Here is a 367-nt window from a genome sequence, read left to right as displayed (position 1 = left end):
AATCAACTGTATATATACAACAACTAGAAACCGAAAACAAACAATTAAAGGACACTGTTGCATCTTTACAGATGGAAATTCAGAAATTACAAGCAACAGCGCAAAAAAATTCTTCAAATAGTCATAAACCCCCTTCTACAGATGGCTGTAAAAAGCTCCTCACGAAAAGTTTAAGAGGAAAAACAGGACGGAAATCAGGTGGGCAAATCGGTCACAAAGGTTATAGGCTGGCACCTGTTGAAACTCCACATCATATTGTGACGCACCCCATTTCCCTGTGTTCAAAATGTCAATCTTCCTTAGAACAGGAACAGACTGTCAGTCGAAAAAAACGACAAGTCTTCGACTTACCTTCTTCCAAAATAGA

General features: G+C 38.7%; 1 protein-coding gene. It reads left to right on the top strand.

What is annotated here, in order from left to right; translation table 11 throughout:
• Positions 1-367, top strand: a 367-nt coding sequence (locus FS458_RS20905; RefSeq protein WP_222122243.1) for a DUF6444 domain-containing protein, incomplete at both ends; no start/stop codon positions are given.

The organism is Fictibacillus phosphorivorans (assembly GCF_007673525.1).
Taxonomy (GTDB): domain Bacteria; phylum Bacillota; class Bacilli; order Bacillales; family Fictibacillaceae; genus Fictibacillus; species Fictibacillus phosphorivorans_C.
The sequence above is the reverse complement of the archived record's forward strand: the minus strand, read 5'-3'. Positions and strand labels throughout refer to the sequence as shown.